The sequence below is a fragment of the Clostridium tyrobutyricum DSM 2637 = ATCC 25755 = JCM 11008 genome (assembly GCF_000359585.1).
In the GTDB taxonomy this organism is placed as follows: Bacteria; Bacillota; Clostridia; order Clostridiales; family Clostridiaceae; genus Clostridium_B; species Clostridium_B tyrobutyricum.
This window is the reverse complement of sequence record NZ_APMH01000003.1, coordinates 19,898-42,449: the sequence shown is the minus strand read 5'-3', so window position 1 is coordinate 42,449 and position 22,552 is coordinate 19,898. Positions and strand designations below refer to the sequence as shown.

General features: G+C 30.9%; 25 protein-coding genes. All 25 read right to left on the bottom strand.

All coding sequences use genetic code 11. From position 1 onward, the window contains the following. Nucleotides 1-45: 45 nt before the first annotated feature. Entirely contained in the window at nucleotides 46-1,275 is a 1,230-nt protein-coding gene (locus tag J418_RS0102335; RefSeq protein ID WP_017894712.1) for a peptidase U32 family protein, read from the bottom strand. A 1-nt stretch (nucleotide 1,276) separates the two neighbouring features. Then, nucleotides 1,277-1,927 carry an O-methyltransferase gene (locus J418_RS0102330; RefSeq protein ID WP_017894711.1) on the bottom strand — a complete coding sequence of 217 codons (651 nt, stop codon included), beginning with the start codon at nucleotides 1,925-1,927 and terminating at the stop codon, nucleotides 1,277-1,279. A gap of 37 nt (nucleotides 1,928-1,964) precedes the next feature. Further along, nucleotides 1,965-3,788 (bottom strand): translational GTPase TypA, encoded by a 1,824-nt coding sequence (gene typA / locus J418_RS0102325; RefSeq protein ID WP_017750707.1) that lies wholly within the window; start codon nucleotides 3,786-3,788, stop codon nucleotides 1,965-1,967. A gap of 170 nt (nucleotides 3,789-3,958) precedes the next feature. Continuing rightward, nucleotides 3,959-4,312, bottom strand: coding sequence for a YlbF/YmcA family competence regulator (locus J418_RS0102320; protein WP_017750708.1), 354 nt, complete (start codon nucleotides 4,310-4,312; stop codon nucleotides 3,959-3,961). Between the two features lie 30 nt (nucleotides 4,313-4,342). Then, a complete protein-coding gene (locus J418_RS0102315) occupies nucleotides 4,343-6,010 on the bottom strand; it encodes a ribonuclease J (RefSeq protein WP_017894710.1) in 1,668 nt (555 codons plus the stop codon). Between the two features lie 21 nt (nucleotides 6,011-6,031). After that, on the bottom strand, nucleotides 6,032-6,496 hold the full coding sequence (locus J418_RS0102310; RefSeq protein WP_017750710.1) for a Fur family transcriptional regulator: 465 nt from the start codon (nucleotides 6,494-6,496) through the stop codon (nucleotides 6,032-6,034). A gap of 202 nt (nucleotides 6,497-6,698) precedes the next feature. Beyond that, nucleotides 6,699-6,965: a DUF1292 domain-containing protein gene (locus J418_RS0102305; RefSeq protein WP_017750711.1), complete on the bottom strand. Its 267-nt coding sequence runs from the start codon at nucleotides 6,963-6,965 to the stop codon at nucleotides 6,699-6,701. A gap of 53 nt (nucleotides 6,966-7,018) precedes the next feature. After that, nucleotides 7,019-7,426: a Holliday junction resolvase RuvX gene (gene ruvX / locus J418_RS0102300; protein ID WP_017750712.1), complete on the bottom strand. Its 408-nt coding sequence runs from the start codon at nucleotides 7,424-7,426 to the stop codon at nucleotides 7,019-7,021. A 147-nt stretch (nucleotides 7,427-7,573) separates the two neighbouring features. After that, nucleotides 7,574-7,825, bottom strand: a complete 252-nt coding sequence (locus J418_RS0102295) for an IreB family regulatory phosphoprotein (protein WP_017750713.1) — start codon at nucleotides 7,823-7,825, stop codon at nucleotides 7,574-7,576. 62 nt (nucleotides 7,826-7,887) lie between these two features. Continuing rightward, nucleotides 7,888-10,527 carry an alanine--tRNA ligase gene (gene alaS / locus J418_RS0102290; RefSeq protein ID WP_017894709.1) on the bottom strand — a complete coding sequence of 880 codons (2,640 nt, stop codon included), beginning with the start codon at nucleotides 10,525-10,527 and terminating at the stop codon, nucleotides 7,888-7,890. Between the two features lie 296 nt (nucleotides 10,528-10,823). Continuing rightward, the gene (locus tag J418_RS0102285; protein ID WP_017750715.1) at nucleotides 10,824-11,867 is read right to left on the bottom strand and encodes an AI-2E family transporter; all 1,044 of its coding nucleotides are present in this window, start codon (nucleotides 11,865-11,867) and stop codon (nucleotides 10,824-10,826) included. A gap of 12 nt (nucleotides 11,868-11,879) precedes the next feature. Beyond that, the gene (locus J418_RS0102280; protein WP_017750716.1) at nucleotides 11,880-12,326 is read right to left on the bottom strand and encodes a PRC-barrel domain-containing protein; all 447 of its coding nucleotides are present in this window, start codon (nucleotides 12,324-12,326) and stop codon (nucleotides 11,880-11,882) included. Between the two features lie 110 nt (nucleotides 12,327-12,436). Next, complete coding sequence (locus tag J418_RS0102275) at nucleotides 12,437-12,880, bottom strand: RrF2 family transcriptional regulator (RefSeq protein ID WP_017750717.1); 444 nt, start codon at nucleotides 12,878-12,880, stop codon at nucleotides 12,437-12,439. 92 nt (nucleotides 12,881-12,972) lie between these two features. After that, nucleotides 12,973-14,262 carry a replication-associated recombination protein A gene (locus tag J418_RS0102270; protein ID WP_017750718.1) on the bottom strand — a complete coding sequence of 430 codons (1,290 nt, stop codon included), beginning with the start codon at nucleotides 14,260-14,262 and terminating at the stop codon, nucleotides 12,973-12,975. An 85-nt stretch (nucleotides 14,263-14,347) separates the two neighbouring features. Further along, a complete protein-coding gene (locus tag J418_RS0102265; RefSeq protein ID WP_017750719.1) occupies nucleotides 14,348-15,109 on the bottom strand; it encodes a histidinol phosphate phosphatase in 762 nt (253 codons plus the stop codon). A gap of 100 nt (nucleotides 15,110-15,209) precedes the next feature. After that, nucleotides 15,210-15,890, bottom strand: coding sequence for a phosphatase PAP2 family protein (locus J418_RS0102260; RefSeq protein ID WP_017750720.1), 681 nt, complete (start codon nucleotides 15,888-15,890; stop codon nucleotides 15,210-15,212). Between the two features lie 148 nt (nucleotides 15,891-16,038). Then, a complete protein-coding gene (hisE, locus tag J418_RS0102255; protein WP_017750721.1) occupies nucleotides 16,039-16,371 on the bottom strand; it encodes a phosphoribosyl-ATP diphosphatase in 333 nt (110 codons plus the stop codon). 15 nt (nucleotides 16,372-16,386) lie between these two features. Further along, the gene (hisI, locus tag J418_RS0102250; protein WP_017750722.1) at nucleotides 16,387-16,731 is read right to left on the bottom strand and encodes a phosphoribosyl-AMP cyclohydrolase; all 345 of its coding nucleotides are present in this window, start codon (nucleotides 16,729-16,731) and stop codon (nucleotides 16,387-16,389) included. A gap of 11 nt (nucleotides 16,732-16,742) precedes the next feature. Beyond that, a complete protein-coding gene (gene hisF / locus J418_RS0102245; RefSeq protein ID WP_017750723.1) occupies nucleotides 16,743-17,504 on the bottom strand; it encodes an imidazole glycerol phosphate synthase subunit HisF in 762 nt (253 codons plus the stop codon). A gap of 20 nt (nucleotides 17,505-17,524) precedes the next feature. After that, on the bottom strand, nucleotides 17,525-18,592 hold the full coding sequence (gene hisC / locus J418_RS0102240) for a histidinol-phosphate transaminase (RefSeq protein ID WP_017750724.1): 1,068 nt from the start codon (nucleotides 18,590-18,592) through the stop codon (nucleotides 17,525-17,527). A 27-nt stretch (nucleotides 18,593-18,619) separates the two neighbouring features. Continuing rightward, the gene (gene hisA / locus J418_RS0102235; protein ID WP_017894708.1) at nucleotides 18,620-19,333 is read right to left on the bottom strand and encodes a 1-(5-phosphoribosyl)-5-[(5-phosphoribosylamino)methylideneamino]imidazole-4-carboxamide isomerase; all 714 of its coding nucleotides are present in this window, start codon (nucleotides 19,331-19,333) and stop codon (nucleotides 18,620-18,622) included. Further along, the gene (gene hisH / locus J418_RS0102230) at nucleotides 19,330-19,935 is read right to left on the bottom strand and encodes an imidazole glycerol phosphate synthase subunit HisH (protein WP_017750726.1); all 606 of its coding nucleotides are present in this window, start codon (nucleotides 19,933-19,935) and stop codon (nucleotides 19,330-19,332) included. Before hisH ends, hisA begins: the two co-directional genes overlap by 4 nt. A gap of 22 nt (nucleotides 19,936-19,957) precedes the next feature. Beyond that, a complete protein-coding gene (hisB, locus tag J418_RS0102225; protein WP_017750727.1) occupies nucleotides 19,958-20,557 on the bottom strand; it encodes an imidazoleglycerol-phosphate dehydratase HisB in 600 nt (199 codons plus the stop codon). 12 nt (nucleotides 20,558-20,569) lie between these two features. Then, nucleotides 20,570-21,862, bottom strand: a complete 1,293-nt coding sequence (gene hisD, locus J418_RS0102220; RefSeq protein WP_017750728.1) for a histidinol dehydrogenase — start codon at nucleotides 21,860-21,862, stop codon at nucleotides 20,570-20,572. Further along, entirely contained in the window at nucleotides 21,859-22,536 is a 678-nt protein-coding gene (hisG, locus tag J418_RS0102215; protein WP_017750729.1) for an ATP phosphoribosyltransferase, read from the bottom strand. Before hisG ends, hisD begins: the two co-directional genes overlap by 4 nt. Between the last annotated feature and the right edge of the window lie 16 nt (nucleotides 22,537-22,552).

The following is a 22,552-nucleotide window of genomic DNA, read 5'->3' as shown; positions in this document are numbered from 1 at the left end:
AGACTAATTTCTGTCCAAAATGAGGCATTTTATTCACATAAACAATTATTTATTTTTCCCTTTAGCTTTTATAAGCATATCTTCTGGTTCTAAATCATTGTCGGACTTAATTGTAAATATCATTTGGGCTCTAGGTGCTGAGTTTATTTTTTGACCACTGTCATTCTTCATATCATTTAAATATATATAAAAGTTATCTCCTCTAGTGCTTAATATTTCAACCTTGTCTCCATCATATACTTTATTTCTCTGTTCTATAGCTGCAACTCTACTTTTTCTATCATATTCTTTAACTATACCAACTATATCGTAATCTCTTATATATGAAGATGTTTCATATATCTGGGCATCCGGTTTTCCAAAATAAAATCCTGTAGAATACACTCTATGACTTACTTTCATTAGATTATCCAGCCATTTTTGTTGAAAAACATAATTTTTGGGATCACTAAAGTATGTATCTATAGCCTGCCTATAGGATTTCACTACTGCAGCTACATAATATGAACTTTTCATCCGTCCTTCTATTTTGAAAGAATCAATACCAGAATTCATAAGTTCTGGAATATGTTCTATCATACATAAATCCTTTGAATTTAATATATATGCACCTTTGTCATCTTCAAATACCGGGAAATATTCTCCTGGTCTCTTTTCCTCCATTAGATAATATTTATATCTACATGGCTGAGCACACGCTCCTCTATTAGCATCCCTTCCAGTCATATAATTTGATATAACACATCTTCCTGAGTAGGACATGCACATAGAGCCATGTACAAAAGCCTCTATCTCACAGTCTTCTGGCAAATTTGATTTCATAACTTGAATATCATCAAATGACAACTCTCGAGCCGCAACAATCCTCTTTATTCCCTGTTGGTACCAAAATTGAGCAGACTTCCAGTTTACATTATTAGCTTGAGTACTTAAATGAAGTTCCATACCCGGTATAATTTCTCTAGCAGTCATTATTATTCCAGGATCAGATACAATTAAGGCATCTACTTTCATTTCCTGTAGTTTTTTTAGATAATCTGGAAGCCCTTCGAAATCCTCGTTATGTGGAAATACATTTACAGTTACGTAAACTCTTCTATTTCTACAATGTGCATATTCGACTCCGTCTTTAAGTTGCTCATCTGTGAAATTATCTGCAAATGCTCTCAAATTTAACCTACTTCCCCCAAGATAAACTGCATCAGCCCCAAAATTTACAGCAGTTTTTAATTTTTCAATATTCCCTGCTGGAGCTAAAAGTTCAGGTTTTTTCATGTCAATCTCTCCTAACTGTAATGGAAATTCCATCACCCATTGGTATAACAGAGGTTATAAATTTTTTATTGTCAGATACCATTTCTAAATATTTTCTCATTCTTTTAACTATAGTTATCTTTCTTCTGACAACTAATTTATCAGATGCTACCATTCCTCTAAATAGTGCATTATCTGAGACTATTATTCCATTATCTTCGAGAAGTCTTAAACAATGCGGTAAGAAATGATTGTAATGTCCTTTTCCTGCGTCTATGAATATAATATCATATTTGTCCCTCAAATTTGAAAGAACCTCAAGACAGTCACCTTCTATTAGATTTATGTTTTTTTTGAAACCATACTTTTCTATATTTTGTCTAGCTATATTTACCATATCAGTATTTCTCTCAATAGTAGTAATATTACTATCATTTTTAGAACTTAAACTCATAAGTATAGAAGAATATCCTATAGCAGTTCCAAGTTCAAGTATCTTTTTAGGCTTCTTTATGTTTATCAATAAATCTAAAAAATTTCCAACCTCTTTTTGTACTATAGGTACAGAGTTCTCTTTAGCATAATCCTCCAGTTCCTTCAATATACCTGAACTTTCTCCAATTAAAGATTTTATATAATTCTCTATATATTCAAGACTAACACCACTACTCATTTTTTCCTCCAAATCACTATTTTTGAGCAATTATATATTATTTTCTTCTCATGGCTTTTTTTCTTAAATCAGCATTCAGTATTTTCTTTCTCAACCTTATATTTTTAGGAGTAACTTCAACCAATTCATCAGATGATATAAATTCCAGTGAATTTTCCAGACTCATTGGTGTAACTGGTACCAATTTAAGTGAATCATCAGCTCCTGAAGATCTAGTATTTGAAAGATGCTTTTTCTTACATACATTGACATCTATATCATCAGCTCTTGAACATTCTCCAACTATCATACCTTGATATACATCAACTCCGGGTCCAATAAAAAGTACTCCTCTTTCCTGGGCATTAAACAGTCCATAAGTTATTGATGTTCCTGCTTCAAATGCTACAAGAGATCCTTTAGTTCTCTCAGGTATATCACCTTTATATTCCTCATACCCATCAAGTACGTGATTCATTATTCCATTTCCCTTTGTATCAGTCATGAATTCACTTCTAAATCCTATAAGTCCCCTTGCAGGTATTCTGAATTCCAATCTTGTATATCCATTAACTGCTGAAGTCATATTCACCATATCAGCTTTTCTAGGTCCAAGCTTCTCCATAACAGTTCCCATAAACTCTTCCGGAACATCTATAGTAAGATACTCAATAGGTTCAAGCTTTTTTCCATTTTCTTCTTTGTATATAACTGTTGGTTTCGAAACCTGAAGTTCATATCCTTCTCTTCTCATAGTTTCTATTAGTACTGAAAGATGAAGTTCTCCTCTACCACTTACCTTAAAGCAGTCTGCCGAATCAGTTTCTTCAACTCTAAGAGATACATTTGTCTCCAATTCCTTAAATAGTCTGTCTCTTAAATGTCTTGATGTTACAAATTCGCCATCCTGGCCTGCAAAAGGTGAATCATTAGCTATAAAGTACATATTAAGGGTAGGCTCATCTATCGCTACAAATGGAAGTGCCTCAGGTTCTGCTGCATCAGCTATGGTTTCTCCTATATTTATATCTGGAATTCCTGAAACAGCCACTATATCTCCAAGTTTGGCTTCATCTGTTTCTTCTTTCTTAAGCCCGTTGTATTGGAATAAATTTGATATTCTTACATTTTCTATTTTTCCGTCTCTTCTTATAAGTGCTACCTGCTGATTCTTCTTTATGGATCCTCTCTTTATTTTACCAACACCAATTCTACCTACATACTCATTATGATCTATAGTAGTAATTAACATTTGAAGTGGCATGTCAAGGTATCCCTCTGGTGCTGAAACATTTTTAACTATAGTTTCAAATAATGGGTCCATATTTGTAGATTCATCATCCATTTCCAATTTTGCAAAACCAGCTTTAGCTGAGCAATATACTACAGGAAAATCAAGTTGTTCATCATTTGCACCAAGTTCTACGAATAAATCAAATATTTCATCCAATACTTCATTTGGTCTTGCATTAGGCTTATCTATCTTATTTATAACAACTATTGGATTCAATTTTAATTCAAGTGCCTTCTTCAAAACAAATTTTGTCTGAGGCATAGGTCCTTCATAAGCATCTACTAGTAAAAGTACACTGTCTACCATCTCAAGAACACGTTCTACTTCTCCACCGAAATCAGCGTGTCCAGGTGTATCTACAATATTTATCTTAATTCCATTGTGCATAACGGAAGTATTCTTTGAAAGTATAGTTATACCTCTTTCTTTTTCAAGGGCATTTGAGTCCATAACCCTCTCTTGAACTTTTTCATTATCTCTAAACACATGACTTTGTTTAAGTAATGCATCTACCAATGTGGTTTTACCGTGATCTACATGGGCAATTATTGCCACATTTCTTATATCGTTTCTTGTAAATAAATTCATTATTATTCCTCCAATTTTACACTTAAACTAATCAAATGTATTAAAATTATACTAAACATTCAAAAAAATTGGATACTTTTAGTATCCAATTAAAGTTAACATATCTATTTTAATATCATAGTCTAAAAAAGTCAACTTACATAGAATTAGTTTAAATATTTTGCTTAAAATTATTTTTTAGATCCTCCAAATGAAAAATCTATACCTATAGCATCATTTAATATTTTTAATATTTTCTGCCACATAACAGTAAACTTTTGTTCTGACTGTATATATTGGTTTACAGATTCATTACTTGATATTATTGTTCCTATATCATTGAATTTCTTAATGGTTTCATCTGATACCTTTCCAGCTTTCATTTGCTCTGAATAAGCATCCATCTGTATATTTCTGAAGTCATCTAATACTTTTTTATTTGGCTCATTGCCCTCTATATTCTTGCTGGCTTCTCTTAAATCAACAACCTCTTTTGAATTTTTCAATTCTTCTGCCAATTGATTTGCCTTATCATATATACTCATAATAAAATATCCTTTCTACAACAAGCATTGTCATATTTCCATAATTATAGGAAGAATCATAGGCCTTCTCTTGGTTCTCTCATATAGAAATGATCTTAGAACTTCCTTAACATTCGATTTTATGTTTGCCCATTCAGTTATGTGCTTTTCTTCACATTCTTTAAGCACACCACGAACAAGTTCTTTTGCCTCTTCCATAAGATCTTCTGATTCCCTTACGTATACAAAACCTCTTGAAATTATATCAGGTCCTGCAATAACGCTTGCACTTTCCTTTTCAATTGTAACAACTACAGTAAGTATTCCATCTTGAGATAGATGTCTTCTATCTCTAAGCACTATATTGCCTACGTCTCCAACTCCAAGTCCATCCACAAACACTTGACCTGAAATTACAGTACCAGCTCTTTTTATAGAATTCCTTGTTAATTCTATAACGTCACCATTGTCTCCTATAATAACATGATTAGCTGGAAGTCCAAGCTTCATAGCTAAATCAGCATGCTGCTTCAAATGTCTATATTCTCCATGAACAGGCATAAAAAATCTAGGTTTTACAAGAGTATGAATTAACTTTAATTCTTCCTGACAAGCATGACCTGATACATGAACATCTGCTAATGCTTCATATATTACTTCTGCACCCTTTTTAAATAGCTGATTTATTACTTTCGATATTAATTTTTCATTTCCAGGTATGGCACTTGCTGAAATTATTATTCTGTCACCTGGAATTATATTTACTTTTTTATGCTCTGAAGCAGCCATTCTTGACAACGCAGACATAGGCTCTCCCTGACTGCCTGTAGTTATTATAACTAATTTATTGTTAGGGTACTTATTTATACTATCAATATTTATAAGTGTATTCTTATTTATATTAATATATCCAAGTTTCATGGCTACATCCATTATATTTTCCATACTTCTTCCAGATATAGCAACTTTTCTATTATATTTTTCTGCTGCAGTTATTATTTGCTGTATTCTATGGATATTTGAAGCAAAGGTAGCCACAATTATTCTATTTTTTGCAGTTGCAAAGAACTTTTGAAATGTCTCTCCAACTGTCCTTTCAGACATGGTATATCCAGGCCTTTCCACATTTGTACTATCTGCGAGCATAAGAAGAACACCTTTCTTACCTAACTCGGCAAATCTTGCTAAATCAATCAAGCTTCCATCAATAGGCGTATAATCTATTTTAAAATCTCCTGTATGAAGTATTACTCCAAGAGGTGTGTGTATAGCTAATGCAGTTGAATCAGCTATACTGTGACTGGTTCTTATAAACTCTACCGACATATTCTGAAGTCTTATAATATCTTTCGGTTTAACACAATTAAGTTTAACTTTACTAAGGATTCTATGTTCCTTTAATTTAGTTTCCACTATACCAAGAGTCAATTTCGTACCATATACTGGTATATTTATTTCCTTAAGTACATATGGAAGTGCTCCTATATGGTCTTCATGTCCATGGGTTAAAAATATACCTCTAACTCTCTCAATATTTTTCTTAAGATAAGTAATATCCGGTATGACCAAATCCACCCCCAACATCTCATCATCTGGAAACTTTAATCCACAATCTATGACTATTATATCATCTTTGTATTCTATAGCCGTCATATTTTTGCCTATTTCACCTAGACCGCCTAGTGGAATAACTTTCACTTTATCTCTTTCTTTACGCAAAAAAATCCTCCTTTCTTTATACTATACTTTCTTAGATTTTTTTAAACATTCACTACATATTCCGTAAAACTTTAGACTATGATTTAAAATTTTAAAATTATAGTTTTTTTCTATTTGTGACTCCAAATCCTCTAAAAGATGATCTGGAACCTCTATTATCTTTGAGCATTTAGTACATATAAGGTGATGATGATGATGAATTTCCTTTTCATGGACTATTTCATATCTACTGCATCCATCATCTAAATCAAGTTTACATATTACTCCGATATCTTCTAATAACTGTACTGTTCTATATACTGTTGCCAACCCTATTTCTGGGCAATCTTTTTTTACCAAATCATATATTTCTTCTGTTGTAAGATGTTTACCTTCATTTCTTATTATCATATCAACAATAGCTCGTCTTTGCGGTGTAAGCTTATATCCCTTTTCTTTTAAACTATTCTTTAATTTTTCTATTTCTCCAGACGAAAGCTTTGACATTATAATACCTCATTTCAATTAAAATTTTTTAAACAGCTGATAATGTTATATTTCAACATTGCCGAGAACTATATTTATTCTATTTATATTTTAGTGTAATACTATAAAAAGTAATAGTCAATTGAAAATCAATTAATATCAAAATTAAAAGCTATGATATCATAGCTTTTAATTTTGATATTAATTAAATAGTATTTAATAATTAATTTTGCATATCATCTTTAAAAAGCATTTCATATTCACTAGCTACAGAAGAAAATTCTTTCTCATCTTCTACGGTCAATAATATAGCATTTCCATCAATATCTTTGTCTATTCTAAGTGCTATGGCTTCACCAGAGTTTTTAGCATCTTTTGGAACTACAATCACATATTCTCTATCTTCTATATCAAATTTGGTAACCAACTCAAACTTGCATTTATTTCCTGATTCATCTTCAAGTACTATGTTTTTCAAATCAATTTCCATAATAGAATTCACTCCGATTATAAACTTTCATAGAATATATTAAAAATAGTAATTTAAATACTATCTAGATATCCTTGTAATATGTATGTAGCAGCCATTTTATCAACTATTTTCTTTCGTTTTTTTCTTGACAAATCCGCTTCAAGCATAGCTCTATTTGCTGCTACCGTTGTCAATCTCTCGTCCCACATCTTTATTGGAAGTTTAATTCTTTCTTCTATGATCTTACAAAATTCAATTACCTTTTTACTCTGCGGTCCAAGTGTTCCATTCATATTTTTGGGTAGACCAGATACAATGGATTCTACATCATACTTATTACATATATCTTTTAGTTGCTCTATATCAACATCCTCATTTTTTCTTCTTATAGTAGTTATTCCCTGAGCTGTAATCCCAAGTGGATCACATACAGCTACTCCAATAGTTCTGTCTCCTATATCCAATCCCAGTATTCTCATTCTAATCTCCCGTATTTAATTATTTAAAGCTAACTCACCCCATCTTTTGTAGATGGGGAGGTACTGATTTCAAATTTACAGATTTATTTTTAGCTTTTACCATAATATGTTTGTCGGCTCATACTTGCAGAGAAATATAAAGGCATTCTATTTTATATTCAGATATGTCTTCAATACTTCTTCCAATATCTCATCTCTTTCAAGCTTCCTAACCAATGACCTTGCACCATTATAATTAGTTATATATGTGGGATCTCCAGAAATCAAATATCCAACAAGCTGATTTACCGGATTATATCCCTTTTCAATTAGCGAATCATAAACCTCAGTTAATATCTCTTTTGTCAATGCCTTCTTGCTTTCTGAAATATCGAACTGAATAGTATTATCGTCACTCATTTATATCACCCCGCTAATAATTCTATTAATTATATTATAAAACATATTTCATAAAATGTATACTATTTAACTGTGTTTTGTATAATAGATAAAGATTTATCTATAGCCTCTTCTAACTTTTCAGGAAGCTTTCCACCAGCTTGAGCCATATCAGGTCTTCCTCCGCCGCCTCCGCCGCAGATAACTGCTATTTCTTTTATTATTTTTCCACAGTGAATTCCATCTTTTACTGCAGCCTTAGATGCCATGGCAAGTAATTTAACTTTTCCATCCACATTGCTTCCCAATACTATAACTGATTTTTCATATTTGTCTCTTATTCTGTCAGCTAGATCTCTAAGTGCATTCCCATCTACCTCATTTAGTATTCCAGTAAATACTTTAATATCCCCCATATTCTTTTCACTATTTAATATGTCAGCTTCAGAATTGCCTGCAAGCTTTGATTTTAATTGTTCTATTTCTATTTGTCTATGCTTTTGTTCTTCCATTAGAATATCCAGTTTATGAAGTATTTCTTTTTCTGAACATTTAAATTTATCTGCTATATTTTTTAGTATATCACTTTTAGCTTCTATATATTCAAGTGCATATTTTCCTGTAACTGCCTCTATTCTTCTTATTCCAGATGCAACTCCAGATTCAGATATTATTTTAAATAATCCTATTTTTCCAGAATTACTTACATGAGTACCACCACAGAGTTCACGGCTAAAATGTCCTACAGAAACCACTCTTACTTTTTCTTTATATTTTTCATCAAATAGTGCTATAGCTCCACTTTTCTTTGCTTCATCCAGAGACATAATATCAGTTTTTACACTATATGCTTCCATAGCGATTTTATTTACTAATTTCTCTATTTTAAATAATTGTTCATAACTTACAGGTTCAAAATGATTAAAATCAAATCTTAGCCTTTTATCATCAACATATGATCCTGATTGATGAACGTGCGGCCCTAAAACTTTCCTCAAAGCTTCATCCAAAATATGAGTAGCAGTATGATTTTTTCTTATATTATTTCTTCTAATTTCATCTACACTTAAGCTTACAGTGTCATCAACATTTACTTTTCCATGTATTATCTTAACAAAGTGAAGTATTTTTCCAGCTACATTATTTTTACAATTTAATACTTCAGCTTTAAATTTATCATTATATATTACTCCAGTATCTCCTACCTGACCTCCCATTTCAGCATAGAAAGGAGTAACCTCCGTAACTATTACACCACTATCTCCCTTAGATAACTCTGATACCATTCCTTCATTTTTTACAATAATTTTAACTTTTGAATCCAACTCTAACTTTGTGTACCCATCAAATTTTGTATCAATATCAAGAGGAATTTTATTCAATATAGTATCTTCAGATCCCATATAATTGGTTTCTTCTCTAGCTGATCTAGCCCTTTGCCTTTGTTTCTGCATTTCTTCTTCAAAGTCTTCCAATTCTATACCTATGTTGTTTTTTTCCAATATTTCCTCTGTAAGTTCTATAGGGAATCCATATGTATCATATAATTTAAATGCTTTTTTTCCAGAAAGATTTTTTTCTTTTTTATCTTCAATATCCTTCATGTAAGAATCAAGTATGGACATACCACTGTCTATAGTTTCATCAAATCTTTCTTCCTCAAGTTTTATTATCTTTTTTATATAACTACTTTTTTGTTTTAATTCAGGATAATTTTCAAATGAATTATTTATAACCACATCAGTCAGTTCATATAAAAAAGCTCCTTCTATACCAAGAGATTTTCCATGAACTGCAGCTCTTCTTAGAAGCCTTCTGAGAACATATCCTCTTCCTTCATTTGATGGCAATATTTCATCGCTTATCATAAAAGTAATGCTTCTTATATGATCTGTTACAACCCTTAACGATACATCAAAATTTCTATCGACTCCATATTGTTTCTTTGAAATCTTACATATTTCTTTTAATATGTTTTGTATAGTATCCACTTCAAAAATACTATCTTTTCCTTGCATTACCGTTGCCATTCTTTCCAATCCCATACCTGTATCTATATTTGGATTTGGAAGTTTATTATAATTTCCATCTTCATCTTTATCAAATTGTGTAAATACCAAATTCCACAATTCAACAACCTTGTCTTCGTCTCCAGCCTTAACAAATTCTTCAGCACTATTTATTTTCATTCCAACTTTATCAAAATGGATTTCTGAACATGGTCCACATGGACCTGCTCCATGTTCCCAAAAATTATCTTCCTTGCCAAGTCTAAAAATTCTAGATGGATCAATATCTGTCTTTTTAGTCCATATATCATACGCTTCATCATCATCCAAGTATATAGTAACATATAGTTTATTTTTAGGTAATTTCATAACTTCCGTTATAAATTCCCATGCCCATGGTATAACTTCATCTTTAAAATAATCTCCAAATGAAAAATTTCCAAGCATTTCAAAAAATGTACCATGTCTTGAGGTCTTTCCTACATTTTCTATATCGCCAGTTCTTATACATTTCTGACAGGTTGTAACCCTCTTTCGTGGAGGTACTTGAAGCCCTGTAAAATATGGTTTAAGAGGTGCCATTCCTGCATTTATTAAAAGCAAGCTTTTATCCTGCTTAGGAACTAAAGAAAAACTTGGCAATCTTAAATGCCCTTTACTTTCAAAAAATCTTAAATACATTTCTCTAATTTTATTTAATCCTAAATTTTCCATATATGTATCTCTCCTTCTTTTATATTAAGTATCCACTGCAAAATAAAAAAGCCTACATCCCTAAAGGGACGAAAGCCATTCCGTGGTACCACCCTAATTACATAAACATAAAACTTAAAAACTGCCTATGTCACTCTCATACAAAAACTCATAGATAGCTTCAGCAAATTCATTAAGAAGTTTTCACCTTCCACTTCCTCTCTACATATACAAATATGCCTACTAGTTCCAATCATCGTTCAAATATTCATTTACTATAAAATTATAAATAAAATAAAGTTTAATGTCAATAAACTTTAGAATATATAATAGTTCAAATCCTTATATATTACCTTTATTGCAGCCCCCAATGGAACTGCAGCTACCATTCCAATAAATCCAGCAATCTTCCCACCCAAGAGAAGCAATATAATTACTGTAAGTGGATGCATGCTTATACTATCTCCAGTTATCTTTGGACATAATATATTTCCTTCCAACTGTTGGAGTACATAAAGACATATTATAACTTCAACTGCAGTTTTCGGTGAATTTGTAAATGCCATAAAAATTGCAGGAACCGCTCCGAATATAGGACCAAAATAAGGAATTATATTAAAAAATGCATTTATTAAAGACAATATAAATGGAAAATCCACTTTCAGCAGTGTTAATATAATAAATGTAACTATTCCAACAAATAAACTTAAAATCAACTGACTCAATATGTATCTTCCAAGTATTTTATCTACATGACATCCTATTTTTACTATTGAGCTTCTACTTTTTACAGGGAATAGATTTAACAAACCATGCTTTATAAGTTTTCCATCCGCCAAAAAATAATAAACAATTATGGGAACTATTATCATATATAGAAGGCTTCCACTTAAATTTACAGCAGCATCACAAATTTTAACAGATAATCCCTGTATAACAGTATTTAATTTATTGTATAAATTACTACTAATAATATAAAAGGTAGTATCATTGTTTTTAGCAGGTTTTAACTTTATATATACAACATCTATTAGATTTTGTATGCTATTCAATGCATTTCGTATATTTAAATTATCCTTCATAAAATATGGTATTATTACAAATAAACTTCCTGCAACCACAAATATAATTCCACCTATGAGTATTAAAGCTGATATTGATTTATTTATACCCATATCCATTAATTTTGTTTGAAATGGTTTCAACGTATATGATACTAAGAATGATATTATTATCAAATAGCCGATTTCCTTTAATATTTGATTGTGTATAAAAAATATAGCAACTGTAATTAATATAAAAAATATCAAACTGTATTTTATTATATGTTTTTTTGATATATCTTTTCCATTAATTTTCATATTTATTTCCCTTCATATTTTATGAATTCTTCTATATAAAATATTTTTTTCACCTAATATCAAATCTTTTGCCGGTAATATTTTTTTACCATGAGCAATATCATAAAAAAATCCTCTTGATATAATAAATGCTCTTATGCGAAATGTTCCCTTATAAAATACTATGTCCTCAAGTCTTCCTATAATATTTCCTGTGTTGTCCACAATATCTATATTCCTTATATCATTAAACTTTAATACATCCTCCTGTTTTGATTTTATAGCTATAATTACTGGATCAAAACTCACTATATCCTCTACATACACATTTATATCCTTTTTCAAAATACTATTTGAAATTACATTAAATCCTTTTACCAGCTTAAAATTAAAATCTACAATCAAGTCTCCTACAAACCCAAGATTCTTGCCATTTAAATTCATAACCTCTGTAAAAATGAAATTTCTTATCCTATACAAATTGGCACCCCTTTATCAATTTACAATTGATTACTATCTTAGTGTGCCCAGAGAGCAAAAAAATATAACTTCAGTAAATTTACTGAAGTTATATTTATATGTGATTATATTTATTTAACTATTTTGTTCTTCTTGTTAATACTGTTATAGTCATCTACAATATCCTGCAATGTAGTGGATTCCATAACTTTGTCTATGCTATCCTTAATTTTAGACCATAGAAGTCTAGTGGCACAACATTCGATATTATTGCAGGAGTTTCCATCAGTATCATCTATACACTCAGATATTTCTATAGGCCCTTCAAGGACTTTCATTATATCTCCTACTTTTATGTCCTTTGGATGTCTATTTAAGATATAACCTCCCTGTGCTCCTCTTACACTTTTAATCAGCTTTGCTTTTCTAAGGGGAGAAAACAATTGTTCCAAATAATATTCCGATATATCCTGTCTTTCTGAAATACTTTTTATAGATAATGGTTCATCGCTGTAATGAATAGCAAGATCCACCATAGCCTTTACTCCATATCTTCCCTTTGTGGATAGTTTCAATTAACCACTTCCTTTAACACTCAACTTCTATTATTATCTAATTATTATGGTATCAAACCCGAGTAAAATTGTCAACAATAATGAAAACATATTCAAGAATTTTGGACATTGTTTTTATGATTTCCTTTTATTCGTTTCATATAATTATCTGCAGCTATTTCCATTTTATTTTTTCCAGGTACATAATAAATTTTATTTTTTAACTTATCCGGAATATATTGTTGGTATACATAATTATTTTCATACATATGAGGATATTTATAATTTACACCTCTGCCCAACTTTTTTGAACCAGTATAGTGAGCATCTCTTAAATGAGAAGGTACTTCTCCCAATTTTCCATTTTCTATATCAGAAATAGCTTCATCTATGGCTTTTACAACAGAATTTGATTTAGGACTTGTAGCTAAAAGAATAACGGCTTGAGAAATTGGAATTCTAGCTTCTGGAAGTCCAATATAAAGTGCACTTTGGACTAGTGAATAAACTATACTGGCAGCCTGTGGATATGCAAGTCCTATATCTTCTGAGGCTATTACAAGAAGTCTTCTGCAAATTTCCCTTAAATGTCCTCCTTTTATCAAGACAGCAGTATAATATATAGCTGCATCAGCATCACTTCCCCTTATGCTCTTTTGAAATGCACTTATACTGTCATAATAATAATCTCCATTTTTATCAAAATTGAATCCTTTTTCCTGAATCAATTCTTCAATATCCTGTACAGTTAGATGAATCTTATTTTGTAAATTGTCATTTTTAAAATATACAGCCAATTCAAAAAAGTTAATTGCCTTTCTAACATCACCACTGCACATTCCAGCTATACATTTAAGTACATCATCCTCCAAAACTATATCTATATTATCCTCTAATTTTATAACTTTCACTGCTCTTTCCAGTGCACTGACTATCTCCCCCTCTTCAGGAGGCTTGAATTCAAATACTATAGACCTGCTAAGTATAGCACTATAAATACAATGGTATGGATTTTCAGCAGTACTCGCAATTAATGTTATCCTTCCATCTTCAATATATTCCAAAAGTGACTGCTGCTGTTTTTTATTAAAGTTTTGTATTTCATCTAGATATAGTACTACTCCCTTATATCCTATAAATGTATCTAAACTTTTAACTATTTTCTGAATATCAGATACAGATGCATTAGTAGCATTTAACTTATACAACTTCTTATCTATAGAATTTGCAATTATATTTGCCGTAGTAGTCTTACCTATACCTGGAGGCCCATAAAAAACCATATTCATAATTTTGTTGTTTTTAATCATATTGTATAGAGGTTTACCTTTTCCCAGTATATGTTTCTGCCCTATTACATCATCTATGTTTTTTGGTCTTAACCTTTCTGCTAATGGCTTCACAACAACACCTTCTTTTTTCTATATAGGTTTTATAAATATCAGTTAAAAATAGGAGCACTGTCAGCACTCCTAATTAAGTATTTAATCAATATTCCATTTTTCTATCCAGAAAATGCACTATTTTTAAATTGCATTTTTCTGCTATATTTAAAGCTGTATCAAAATTATTTCCTATGGAATCATGATCATGGGCATCTGAACCTAAAGTTATATACTTGCCCCCAAGTTCACTATATCTTTTATAAATGCTAAACAAATTTGAAACTGCAGGTTTTGAATTCAATCTTCTGGTATTTAATTCAATACATTTTCCAGTATATAATATATTTTTAAATATTTCATCAAGTATATCAGAAAAATCACTATATTTAAGCTCTGAATTTTTATATTTTGCATATCTGCATATATAATCTATATGGCCAAGGCTGTCTATAAAATCAAATTCCTTTATATTTTTCAATATTACCTGCAGATATTTTTTGTAGGCATCCTGTTTGGTCTTGTCTTTATAAAAATTACCATAGTATAAATCCATATCATCTACAAGATGTACAGAACCTATGACATAATCAAAAGGGCTATTATATACTACTTTTCTTGATTGTTCTACACAGTCTTCTTTCATTCCAATTTCTACACCTAATAGTAAATCATCACTTTTAAATCTAGAATAAGCATCAAAATAATCTTTTACATCAAATAAGAATTCTCCTTTTTCAGGATAGTTAATATCCATATGCTCTGTAATTACTAAAGATAAATTGTCATTTTTAGCAGTCTTTAAAGCATCTTCTATCTTCATATCGGAATCAGTAGAAAATTTAGTATGTACATGAGTATCGAACACAATATCCACTTCCCTATTTATAATAATATTATATCTATATTTACATACTATATCACTAAAATCCCCTTGCAACAACACATATAATAGTCATATGTGAAACCTATGCCTGTAATTTATTTTCTATATTAAACCACTTACAAAACTTTCTTATACATAGAAAACTAATTTTTGAAATATATTCTGCAATAAATCTATATATAATTTCTCCTAATATTATAGCGGCAACTAAATCCAAAATAACATGTTGTTTTACAAACTGTGTAGCTAAAATTATAAGTAAACCTACTATACATATACATAATTTAGCTTTTATATCTTTTTTAATAGACTCCATTGCACCTCTCATAACAACATAAGTGGTCAAAACATGAATACTTGGGAATCCATTAAATGGCTTGTCACATTTATAAGTTATTCTTATAAAATCAGAAAGTATATCGCTGCCATAAACAGATGGTCTTGGAACCATCGTCTGAAAGAGAAAATAGACTATATAACACGAAATCATACCTGTAATTATAGTAAATAATACTTTATAATAAGTACATCTATAATTAATACAAAAATATACTAATGATATTATCATAAATGGATACCATATCCAGTATGGAAGAATAAATACTTTTATGAAAGGCACTTGTACATCAAATCTGGTAGCTAATACATAATACCCTCTAGATGAATTGTCCAATAAACCATAGGCAATATTTAAAATAGGTATAGCTATCATCATACTCAAATATATTAGATTCTTTTTTAAATTTGGTAATATCTTTTCCATATCTATCTCCTGTCAATTATCTATGTTTATACGAAAAATCAGATTAATTATAACATTATTTTTCTTTATATAATATTAAATATTTTTTAATAATTATCATAAAAAAACCGAAATGAATAAAATATCATCTCAGTTTAATTATATGAATCTAAATTTTCTCTATACTTTTTCTTTCAGGTTTTTTATTTTTTATTTTTTTTCTTCTTTTTTCAAGTTCTGCTTCTATTTCCTCCAGGCTTATTCCTTGATTTACCATAAGCACTATTACATGATATATCAAATCACATATTTCTGGAACCTCTTCCTCTTTATTTCCATTCTTGCTTGCAATTACAACTTCAGTAGATTCTTCTCCTACCTTTTTTAAAATTTTGTCCAGTCCTTTGGTGAAAAGGTAGTTAGTATATGAATCCTCTACTGGATTTTTCCTCCTGTCCTCTATTACATTATAAAGTTCTTCAATAGCACCTTTTATTTCCATATAATCTTTTCCTTCCTATTCAATAGTCAATTTATTAAAAAAACAACTTCTACTTCCTGTATGGCAGGCTGCTCCAATTTGATCTACTTTTACTAAAATAGTATCATAATCGCAATCAACTGATATGCTTTTTACATATTGAAAATGTCCAGAAGTTGCTCCTTTATTCCAATATTCCTGTCTTGATCTGCTCCAGAACCATGTAGTACCTGTTTGTATAGTTCTCTTAAGGGATTCTTCATTCATATATCCAAGCATAAGTACTTGATTATTTTTAAGATCCTGAATTACAGCAGGGAGAAGTCCTCCCTTAAAATCAATTTTATTTAAAACATCCTCGTTGCAACTAAATTTTTTCATATTTTCTCCTATCAAAATCTAACCGGAATATCTTTATGGTTTAAATATTCTTTTACCTGGCCTATACTGAGTTCACCATAATGAAATAATGAAGCTGCCAGTGCCGCATCTGCACCGGTATTTTTAAACACATCATAAAAATCCTTCAATGAACCACAGCCTCCCGAGGCAATTACAGGTATATTGACTAAATTTGAAATAGCATCTGTTACCGGTATGTCATAGCCAGCTTTTGTTCCATCTGCATCCATGCTGGTTAAGAGGATTTCTCCTGCACCAAGTTGCTCAACTTTTTTTGCCCATTCAAGTGCATCCAATCCAGTATCAATTCTTCCACCATTTATAACTACATTCCACCCACTATTATCTTTTCTCATTCTAGCATCAATAGCTACTACAACGCATTGACTTCCAAATCTGTCTGCCGCTCTCGTTATAAGTTCAGGATCTCTTATAGCTGCAGAGTTTACTGATATTTTGTCTGCACCCGCTCTTAAAATATTTTTAAAATCATCCAAATTTCTTATACCGCCACCTACTGTAAGTGGTATAAATACCTGTTCTGCAGTTCTTCCTACTACATCTATAACTGTTTTTCTTTTTTCATTAGTAGCTGTTATATCAAGAAACACTATTTCATCTGCTCCTTGTTCATTATAGGTCTTAGCTATTTCAACAGGATCGCCTACATCCTTTAAATCCACAAAATTTATTCCCTTTACTACTCTTCCCATATTTACATCTAAACAAGGTATTATTCTCTTTGTAAGCAAATTGATGCCTCCTTTCTATTTTAGTTTATTTCATCTATAATCTCTTTAAGTTTTTTTATAAAAAATTTCATGTCTTCATCTGAACCTATACTTACCCTCAAATAGTTATCTATTCTATCTTTATCGAAATATCTTACCAGAACACCCTTTTTTCTCAAATTTGTAAAAATCAATTTTGCGGCATATGTAGGATGTGTTATAAAAATAAAATTCGCCTTTGAAGGTACAATATTAAAACCAAGTTCCTTTAATTCTGCTATAACCCATTGTCTAGTATTTTCTACTTTATCAACACACTGTTCAAAGTAATTCTCGTCCTTTATAGCCTCTATTGCAGCTTCATTGGCTATTCTATCTACAGTATAGGAATTAAATGAATTTTTTATTCTATTAAGTCCGTCTATAAGTTCCTCCCGACCAAGTGCAAAACCAAGTCTGATTCCTGCAAGGCAGCGTGATTTTGACAATGTATGTATTACAAGAAGATTCGGATACTTCTCTATAAGTCCAACTGATGAAGTTCCTCCAAAGTCCACATATGCTTCATCAATTATAACTACATTTTCACTATTATAATTCAAAATTTTCTCAATAGAATCAAGTCCAAGACATCTTCCTGTAGGTGCATTTGGATTTGGAATAACAACTCCCCCATTCCCAGTTAAAAATTTATCAACTGGAATAGAAAAATCTTCATTCAATTTTGCAAGTTTATATTTTATATTATATAGTCCTGCATATACAGGATAAAAACTATAACTAATATCCGGAAATATTATAGGCTTATCTGTGTTGAAAAAAGCCAAAAAAGAAATTGCCAGTACTTCATCGGAACCATTTCCAATAAATACCTGCTCTTTATTTAAATTATAATATTCTGCAATAGTTTGCCTTAGTTTATCACAATCTGGATCTGGATATAGTCTAAGATCACTATTTGCAGCATTTTTTATTGCATCCAATACCCTTGGTGATGGTGGATATGGGCTTTCATTTGTATTTAACTTTATATATTTTTTATCTTTAGGCTGTTCACCACATACATATGGCTCAACACTTTGTGTAATTTTGCTCCAATACTTACTCATAATTAATTCACACCTTCTACAGTAATTTTAATTACATGATTGTATGGCTTCACTTAAATTTATATTTCCAGAATATATGGCTTTACCTGTAATAGCTCCATAAACTCCCATTTTATTTATATTTATTAGATCATCTATATTTTTAATTCCACCTGAAGCTATTATATTGCATCTGACACTATCTTGTATTTTCTTAAGTTGTTGTAGATTAGGACCTTGTAGAGTACCATCCTTACTTATATCTGTAAATATAATTGTTTTAACTCCTATACTCTCCATCTGCTTGGCAAATTGTATATAATCTACATTACTAATATCAAGCCATCCATTTACTGCTACTTTTTCTTTCTTTGCATCTATGCCTACAGCTATTTTTTCTCCATATTTTTTTACTGCTTTCTTTACAAAATCAGAATCTTTTAAGGCAGCTGTTCCAAGTATAACTCTTGATATACCTGTTTGTATAAACATATCTATAGTTTCCATATTCCTTATTCCGCCGCCGAGTTCAACTGGAATCCCTGAATTTTTAACTACTTTGGATACAGCAGATAAATTTTTAATCTCTCCATTAAGTGCACCATCCAGATCCACCATATGAATATATTGAGCTCCAGCTTTTTTAAATTTCAATGCTACTTTAAGTGGATCCTCTGCTACTATCTCCGATTTTTCAAACTTTCCTTGATATAATCTTACACATTTTCCATCCTTTAAATCTATAGCCGGAAGTATTATCATTTTATCAGCTCCCAAAAATTTTTTAGCATTTGCATCCCTGGTTCTCCACTTTTCTCTGGATGGAATTGCAATCCAAATACATTTCCCTTACTGACTACAGCAGGTGTATTTATACCATAGAAGCTATGTGCTTTCAGTACTTCTTCTTCCTGAATTTTTGCATAATATGAATGTACGAAGTAAACATAGCTTCCTTCTTTAACGTCTTTTAATATCTCACAATCACTATCTATAATAAGATTGTTCCATCCCATATGTGGTATTTTTAAATCCACATTAAATTTTTTAATCTTTCCCTTTAAGAGACCAAGGCCCTTTGTATTTCTCACTTCTTCACTTTCATCAAATAAGAGCTGCATTCCAAGGCATATTCCCATAAGAGGTGTTCCTTCATTTACGGCTTCATTCAATACAGTGTCAATACCAAGCTTCTTTATGTTATCCATGGCATCAGGGAATGCTCCTACTCCAGGAAGAATTATTCCACGGCTGTTTAATATTTTATGCTTGTCACCAGTTATCTCAGCTTCAGCGCCTATAAATTCAAGAGCTTTTTGAACACTTCTCAGATTTCCCATTCCATAGTCTACAATAGAAATCACTTTGCATCCCTCTTTTCAATTACTATATTGTTCCTTTGGTAGACATTACTCCATTTATTTCATTGTCTATGGTATATGCTTCTCTAAATGCATGACCAAAAGCTTTAAATATTCCTTCTATAACATGATGTGTGTTTTTTCCATAAAGTGATTTAACATGAAGTGTCATATCACTATTAAAAGCTACTGCTCTAAAGAATTCTTCTATGAGTTCCGTATCCATATCCCCTACTTTTTGACTTTTAAAATCTGCATCAAATACTAAATAAGGACGTCCACTTAAATCTATAGATATCATCTCCAAACTCTCATCCATTGGTATAAAGAATGTACCATATCGTTTTATATGCTTCTTGTCTCCTAATGCCTCTTTTATACATTTTCCAATAACTATTCCTATATCTTCTACAGTATGGTGAAAATCTACATTAAGATCCCCATTTGCCTTTACATTTAAATCTATCATTCCATGCTTGGATATCATGGTAAGCATATGATCAAGAAATCCTATTCCAGTATCTATACTATATTTTCCCTCTCCATCTATATCCATATCAACACTTATACTTGTCTCGAAAGTATTTCTAGAAATAGAAGACTTTCTATGGTTGTTTGAATTCATACTTCCACCTCTTTAATTTTTTCTCACGTATATTGAATTTCTATGTGCAGTGAGTCCTTCATCTTCTGCAATAGTCATAATATTATCTGCAACTTTTTGTAATTCCTCTTTTGAATAATATATATAACTCGATTTTTTAACAAAGTCATCTACGGAAAGTGGGGAATAAAATCTAGCCGTACCACTAGTTGGAAGCACATGGTTTGGCCCTGCAAAATAATCCCCAAGTGGCTCCGGACTATATGAGCCTAAAAATACAGATCCTGCATTTCTAACACATGGAAGATATGAAAATGGATCTTTTATACATAATTCAAGATGTTCAGGTGCTATTTCATTTCCTATTTCAAAAGCTTCTTTTATATTATCAACCAAAATAATTATTCCATTATTTTTAAGAGACTCTTCTATTATTTCCTTTCTGTCAAGGTCTTTTATCTGAATCTCTATTTGCTTATTTACCTTTTCTGCAATATCAAAAGATGTAGTTATAAGTGCAGAGGATGCTAATTTATCATGTTCTGCCTGTGACATTAGATCTGCTGCTACAAATTTTGGATTTGCAGTTTCATCTGCAATAACAAGTATTTCACTTGGACCTGCTATCATATCTATATCTACTTCTCCATAAACAAGTTTTTTTGAAGTAGCTACATATATATTACCTGGTCCGACTATTTTATCAACTTTTGGAATTGTTTCAGTACCATAGGCGAGAGCTGCTACAGCTTGTGCTCCTCCTATTTTATATATTTTATCTGCACCTGCTATATCTGCTGCTACAAGTACACTAGGGTTTATATCAAGATTTTCTCTGACAGGAGTTACCATTATTATTTCATCTACACCAGCTATTTTAGCAGGAGTTATATTCATTAAAACAGATGATGGATAAGCAGCTGTACCTCCTGGCACATATACTCCAACCCTTTTCAACGGAATATATCTCTGTCCCATTATTTTTCCGGGTTCGTCTGCCAATACAAACGAATTGTGCTTCTGTTTATCATGAAATTTCTCAATATTTTTTTTAGCTTGTTTTATAGAATCAATAAATTTTTTATCTACTTTATTATAAGCATCTTTTATTTCATCTTCTGTAACTAAAATATTCTGTGAATTTAATTCTTTGGAGTCAAATTTGTTTGTATACTCAATTAATGCAGAGTCTCCTCTTCTTTCAATTTCATTTAATATTTTTGTAACTGATTTAACAACATCTGAATTAACTTCAGTTCTTCTACTATTTAAAAGTTTTAAATAATCATCCCTGCCTTGCTTATTTCCTTTAATTAATCTAATCAACTTATGACCTCCTTAGATTTATCTGATTGCTCCTTTTTAACTATTTCCTCTTTAAGTCTGTCTACTATATCCTCTATCTCCATTTTTTTCATTTTCAAGCTTGCTGTATTAACTATAAGTCTTGTACTTATATCACATATATCATTATATACTTCCAATCCATTTTCTTTGAGAGTCGTTCCTGTTTCAACTATATCTACTATAGCATCAGACAATCCAAGAATAGGGGCTAATTCTACAGATCCTTCTATTTTTATGATTTCAATATCAAATCCCAATTTTTTAAAATAGCTTCTTGCTACGTGAGGATACTTGGTGGCTATTTTTTTTCTTGAATAACCTTCATAAAAATTTTTACCTTTTGGTCCTGCAAGAGCAAATTTACATTTACCAAACTTCAAATCCATGAGTTCATAGCAATTTTTATCAAACTCCATCATAGTATCTTTTCCCACTATTCCAATATCAACTACACCATGTTCTACATATGTAAGTACATCCGGTGCTTTTACAAGTACAAAATCCACATTATATCTATCATCATGAAAGATAAGTTTTCTGCCTTTATTTTCAAGTCCCCTGCAATCTGCACCTATGGCCTTAAATATTTCTACTGCATTTTTCTCTATTCTTCCTTTTGTCAAAGCTATTTTCAAAGGTTTTCTGGTATCCAAACATTTCACTTCCCTA

Bases quoted from the DNA above. Each gene is read 5' to 3' on its own strand.
- ruvX (WP_017750712.1), bottom strand. From the start codon at position 7,426: ATGAGAATACTGGGATTGGATATAGGAGACAGAACTATTGGAGTAGCT.
- hisB (WP_017750727.1), bottom strand. From the start codon at position 20,557: ATGAATTCAAACAACCATAGAAAGTCTTCTATTTCTAGAAATACTTTC.
- J418_RS0102295 (WP_017750713.1), bottom strand. From the start codon at position 7,825: ATGAGTGACGATAATACTATTCAGTTCGATATTTCAGAAAGCAAGAAG.
- hisI (WP_017750722.1), bottom strand. From the start codon at position 16,731: ATGAAAAAATTTAGTTGCAACGAGGATGTTTTAAATAAAATTGATTTT.
- J418_RS0102305 (WP_017750711.1), bottom strand. From the start codon at position 6,965: ATGGAAATTGATTTGAAAAACATAGTACTTGAAGATGAATCAGGAAAT.
- hisE (WP_017750721.1), bottom strand. From the start codon at position 16,371: ATGGAAATAAAAGGTGCTATTGAAGAACTTTATAATGTAATAGAGGAC.
- J418_RS0102260 (WP_017750720.1), bottom strand. From the start codon at position 15,890: ATGGAAAAGATATTACCAAATTTAAAAAAGAATCTAATATATTTGAGT.
- hisC (WP_017750724.1), bottom strand. From the start codon at position 18,592: ATGAGTAAGTATTGGAGCAAAATTACACAAAGTGTTGAGCCATATGTA.
- J418_RS0102320 (WP_017750708.1), bottom strand. From the start codon at position 4,312: ATGAGTATATATGATAAGGCAAATCAATTGGCAGAAGAATTGAAAAAT.
- J418_RS0102310 (WP_017750710.1), bottom strand. From the start codon at position 6,496: ATGTCAAAGCTTTCGTCTGGAGAAATAGAAAAATTAAAGAATAGTTTA.
- alaS (WP_017894709.1), bottom strand. From the start codon at position 10,527: ATGGAAAATTTAGGATTAAATAAAATTAGAGAAATGTATTTAAGATTT.
- hisA (WP_017894708.1), bottom strand. From the start codon at position 19,333: ATGATAATACTTCCGGCTATAGATTTAAAGGATGGAAAATGTGTAAGA.
- J418_RS0102285 (WP_017750715.1), bottom strand. From the start codon at position 11,867: ATGAAAATTAATGGAAAAGATATATCAAAAAAACATATAATAAAATAC.
- J418_RS0102330 (WP_017894711.1), bottom strand. From the start codon at position 1,927: ATGAGTAGTGGTGTTAGTCTTGAATATATAGAGAATTATATAAAATCT.
- J418_RS0102335 (WP_017894712.1), bottom strand. From the start codon at position 1,275: ATGAAAAAACCTGAACTTTTAGCTCCAGCAGGGAATATTGAAAAATTA.
- typA (WP_017750707.1), bottom strand. From the start codon at position 3,788: ATGAATTTATTTACAAGAAACGATATAAGAAATGTGGCAATAATTGCC.